We start from the raw sequence: 4178 nt of genomic DNA, 5'->3' as shown, positions 1-4178 counted from the left end.
ACTTTTTTTCATAAGCTTTTACCTCCTTAGGGTTTAATCTTAATATAATAATAATATACGGCTTTTGGAAACTGTTTGTCAATATTCGGGGGTTTGGTTGAATAAGTTAAGTCCTGAGGTTTAACGATTAGGTGAGGTTTTCTTTTGTTTTTCTCGCAGTCCCTAACGGGACTGGGTGAATACTTTTCTCAATAAGCATCTAAAAAGCTTGGTGTAAAGTGGAGTTTTTTTGACTAAGAAGCATCTAGGACCAGAGGGGGGGGTAAGAAGAAGGTTAAAAATCTTAGCTTAGCTTTATTGCGTTTTGCCTTTTTTGTTGAAATTTGGGAGATTCTGGATTAGAATTTCTTTGGGTTTATGGAGGATTGAGATGGATATAAAGAGGGTTAAAGAAGTGACTGCGAACATAATAGGTAATGTGAGTAAGGTGATAATTGGTAAGAACAAGCAAGTAAAGCTGATACTTGCGTCAATGTATTCAAGGGGACATGTTCTGATTGAGGATATTCCCGGGGTGGGTAAGACTATGTTAGCTAGGGCGATAGCTAAGAGCATAAGTGGTGTTTTCAAAAGAGTGCAAGCTACTCCGGACTTATTGCCTTCGGATATAATAGGTATCTCAATATACAATCCTGAAACGAGAAAGTTTGAGTTTAAGAAGGGTCCTATTGTGTCAAACATTCTTTTGGTGGATGAGATAAATAGAGCTACTCCGAAAACACAGTCTGCGCTTCTTGAAGCTATGGGGGAAATACAAATATCGGTTGAAGGGCTTACGTTTTCTCTTCCGAACCCTTTTATAGTTCTAGCAACTCAGAACCCAATTGAGTTTGAAGGAACGTTTCCGCTTCCTGAAGCACAGATGGATAGGTTTATGATAAACATATCTCTAGGTTATCCTAATCCTGAGGAGGAGGTTGAAATACTAACGTCTCAGAAGGAAATTCACCCTATAGAAACCATATCATCGGTGACTACCACTAAAGAGATAGTTGAGATACAAGAAGAGGTTAAAAAGGTGTATATTGAGGAGAGCCTGAAAAAATACATAGTTGATATAGTCAACAGAACTAGAAACCATCCAAGCTTGATATTAGGTGCATCTCCGAGAGGGTCTCTTAGTATGTTTAAAATGGCTCAGGCTCTTGCTGGAATAAACGGAAGGGACTATGTCATTCCTGAGGATGTGAAATCTGTTGTGGTGCCATGCCTGAAACATAGGCTTATTCTTAAACCTGAAGCTAAACTTAAGGGAATAAAGCCTGAAGATATCCTGAACTCAATTTTAGAGTCAGTGGAAGTGCCAGTTGAAGAGGTAAAGACGAGTTAATATGGTGAGATACTTCTTTCTTTTTCTGCTGGTATTGGCTATAGTTATCCTTTTTCCATTGTATGAGACCATCTTAGTTGTCGTTTCAGGGATACTCGTAGTTCTTTTTAATAAAGTGTATTCTGATAGGGTAGTGAAAGGTATTGCGGTGTCAAGATTTATTGAGAACACCAAAATATTTAATGGTGATAGTACTACAGCTGGGATAGTTGTTGAAAATAAGACAGTATTCCCACTTATTGCCTATGTTTATGATTATACGAGTATGGAGCTTTCACACAAGCAGAAGGAAACGTTTTTTCTTTTCCTTCTTCCTAAGGCGAAAAAACTCCTAAAATACAGAATAGTTGGAAGTAAAAGAGGTGATCACCACCTAGGACCAACGATGATAGAGTTTAAAGATCTGTTTATGAGAACTTTCCTAAGCAAAGAGTTTGATACTGTAGACTTTGTAACAGTATTTCCATCCATACTCCCACACAGCGAGATTGATAAGAGCATTCTCCAACCCTACGGTGAGATTAAGAACAAACTTCCCATATTTGAGGATCTAACGAAAATACAAGGAATAAGAGAATATCAGGATGGTGACGAGATAAGAAAAATAAACTGGAAAATTTCTGCAAGGCATGATAAACTCTACGTGAATTATTACAATCCATCGGTTTCCTCAGGAACAATAGTTATCCTTAACCTCTATCATCAGGACTATGATATGAAGTATGCAGACTACTACGAAGAGTTTAGTATAGAGTTTGCTACTACTATTATATTTGAGCTTTATGGATATCATCAGGAGGTAGGCCTGGTTGCAAATGGAGAGATAAGGAGGAAAGTTTCTCTAAAAGGCAAGTCCATTGTGGAAAATCCTTTAGGCTTTTTTGAAATACCTATCTCCTATGGAAATACACATATATCCAATATGTTTGAACTTCTAGCTAGAATATATCCACAAAACAAAATTACCCTTTTTCAAACTCTTAGAAATCTGTCTATTCAAATTCCTTGGGGAACTGCTATAGTGCTCATAACACCAAGGATTGACGAAGAGATTTCTCTACTTCTTTACGAAATTTCAAGAAAAGGCCACGAGATATTCATATACAATACTCATCCTAGTAGATCAATTGAAACATTCAATATCAGAAGTATGAAACCTTTTAATACCCTGAAGGTTGAAAATACAATACAAATAGAAAGGGTGGTATGATAATGACTGAGTATGCGGATCTTTCCAACTTAGGTTGATCATTGAACCCTTTGTTAAGGGATGGAAATTGTCCTTTTGGTAAGTTGAGAGCTAGAGGTGAACTACTTTAGAATTTTATTAACTAACCGGTAAGTTAACAAAAATAGGAGGTATTATGGAAGTTTCGCCTAGGGATAAGATAATATTGTCTGCGGTGAAGTTATTTTCAACGAAGGGGTTTGATGCTACTTCTGTTGATGAGATAGCAAGAAACTCAGGTATTAATAAAGCGATGATATACTACTATTTTTCTAGTAAGGAAGAGCTACTTGTCAGTATTATAAAAAAGAGTATTGATGAGTTTTATAGGATAATTGAGGAGATGGATATATCGTCGTTTTCTTCGCTAAGGGATTTTATAAGGATGCTTGTTGTGAATGTGGTTGATTATATTGTGACTCACAGAGATGTTGTCAAGATATTTTTTAGAGAGGGGTTTGTATATGGTGATAAAATTGGCACTACTGTAGGTAAGATGTTGTTGTCAGTGTTTGAGGATTTGATTTTGAGAGTAAGGCATAAATTTAGTCTATCTGATACCTTATCTTATGTTGATTGTGCTATAATGACGAATCTAGTTGCTGGTATAATACACTTGGAAAGCGGGTATGGTGGTGAGGAGTTTGAAGTGGTGAAAAGTAGCTATATTGACAAGGTATCTAGCGTTATATTTTATCTGGTTACTGGAGGTAATTTTTCGGGAGGTGAGGTATGAACAAAAGAGAAGCTAATGTTATATCTCTTGAGGGAAAGATAGCTATGGTTACGGGTTCTGCAAGTGGAATAGGTAGAGGGATAGCAAAAGTGTTGTCTGAGGCGGGGGCGACAATCTATGCTGTGGATTACGACTTTAAGTTGTTGCTGGATCTGAAGAAGAGTTTTGAAGAGAGAGGTAAGGAGATAAGGGTGCTACATTACGATTTATCTTCCAGAGGTGAGGTGCAAAAGTTGTGGGATGAGATAAAAAACGCAGAGCCAGACATATTGGTGAATAATGTTGGGTTGTATCAGTTTAGGGACTTTCTAGAGGTTGATGAGGAATTTTTGGATAGGGCTATAGATGTTAATCTCAAATCTTGTTTTTGGATGTGTCAGTTTATGATAAAGAGGAATATTGAGAGGGGAAGAGGTGGAACGATAGTTAACATTTCTTCTGTGGAAGCGGTGTTGCCGTTTATTGAGGGACTTACTCACTATACTGCTAGTAAGGCAGGTGTTATAGCGGTTACGAGGGCTTTGGCAAAGGAATATGCGCGTAAGGGATTCAGAGTTAATGCTATACTGCCGGGAGGTATTGTTACACCGGGGACTAAAAATATTGCTAAAAAGGCTCTGATGAAATTTGATATTTCAATACTGAAGTCAGGTCGTAGGTTCTGGGATAGACTTCCATCAAGGACTCTAGGTAAACCTGAGGATATTGGTAAAGTGGTATTAGCATTGGTTAGTGATCTATTTTCGTATGTTCATGGGGCGGTAATACCTGTGGATGGTGGTTTCTTATCAGCGTAACTGGTGGAAATTAGGAGGGTAGCTTTGGGTATGAGTAATCTAAAACTTTGCTAATTGAATTTTTTGTGAGGTCTCCTATATATTTTT

Annotated in this window: 4 protein-coding genes; all 4 read left to right on the top strand. The window is 37.4% G+C overall.

Annotation, left to right across the window (positions count from 1 at the left end):
- Nucleotides 1–370: 370 nt before the first annotated feature.
- Nucleotides 371–1330, top strand: a complete 960-nt coding sequence (locus tag ABDH28_00260) for a MoxR family ATPase (protein MEN2997462.1) — start codon at nucleotides 371–373, stop codon at nucleotides 1328–1330.
- Between the two features lies 1 nt (nucleotide 1331).
- The gene (locus ABDH28_00255; protein ID MEN2997461.1) at nucleotides 1332–2540 is read left to right on the top strand and encodes a DUF58 domain-containing protein; all 1209 of its coding nucleotides are present in this window, start codon (nucleotides 1332–1334) and stop codon (nucleotides 2538–2540) included.
- 154 nt (nucleotides 2541–2694) lie between these two features.
- Nucleotides 2695–3294, top strand: a complete 600-nt coding sequence (locus tag ABDH28_00250) for a TetR/AcrR family transcriptional regulator (GenBank protein ID MEN2997460.1) — start codon at nucleotides 2695–2697, stop codon at nucleotides 3292–3294.
- On the top strand, nucleotides 3291–4091 hold the full coding sequence (locus ABDH28_00245; GenBank protein MEN2997459.1) for an SDR family NAD(P)-dependent oxidoreductase: 801 nt from the start codon (nucleotides 3291–3293) through the stop codon (nucleotides 4089–4091). Before ABDH28_00250 ends, ABDH28_00245 begins: the two co-directional genes overlap by 4 nt.
- Nucleotides 4092–4178: the final 87 nt, after the last annotated feature.

It is taken from the genome of Brevinematia bacterium, from assembly GCA_039630355.1.
In the GTDB taxonomy this organism is placed as follows: domain Bacteria; phylum Spirochaetota; class Brevinematia; order DTOW01; family DTOW01; genus SKYB106.
This window is presented reverse-complemented; position numbering and strand designations above follow the sequence as displayed.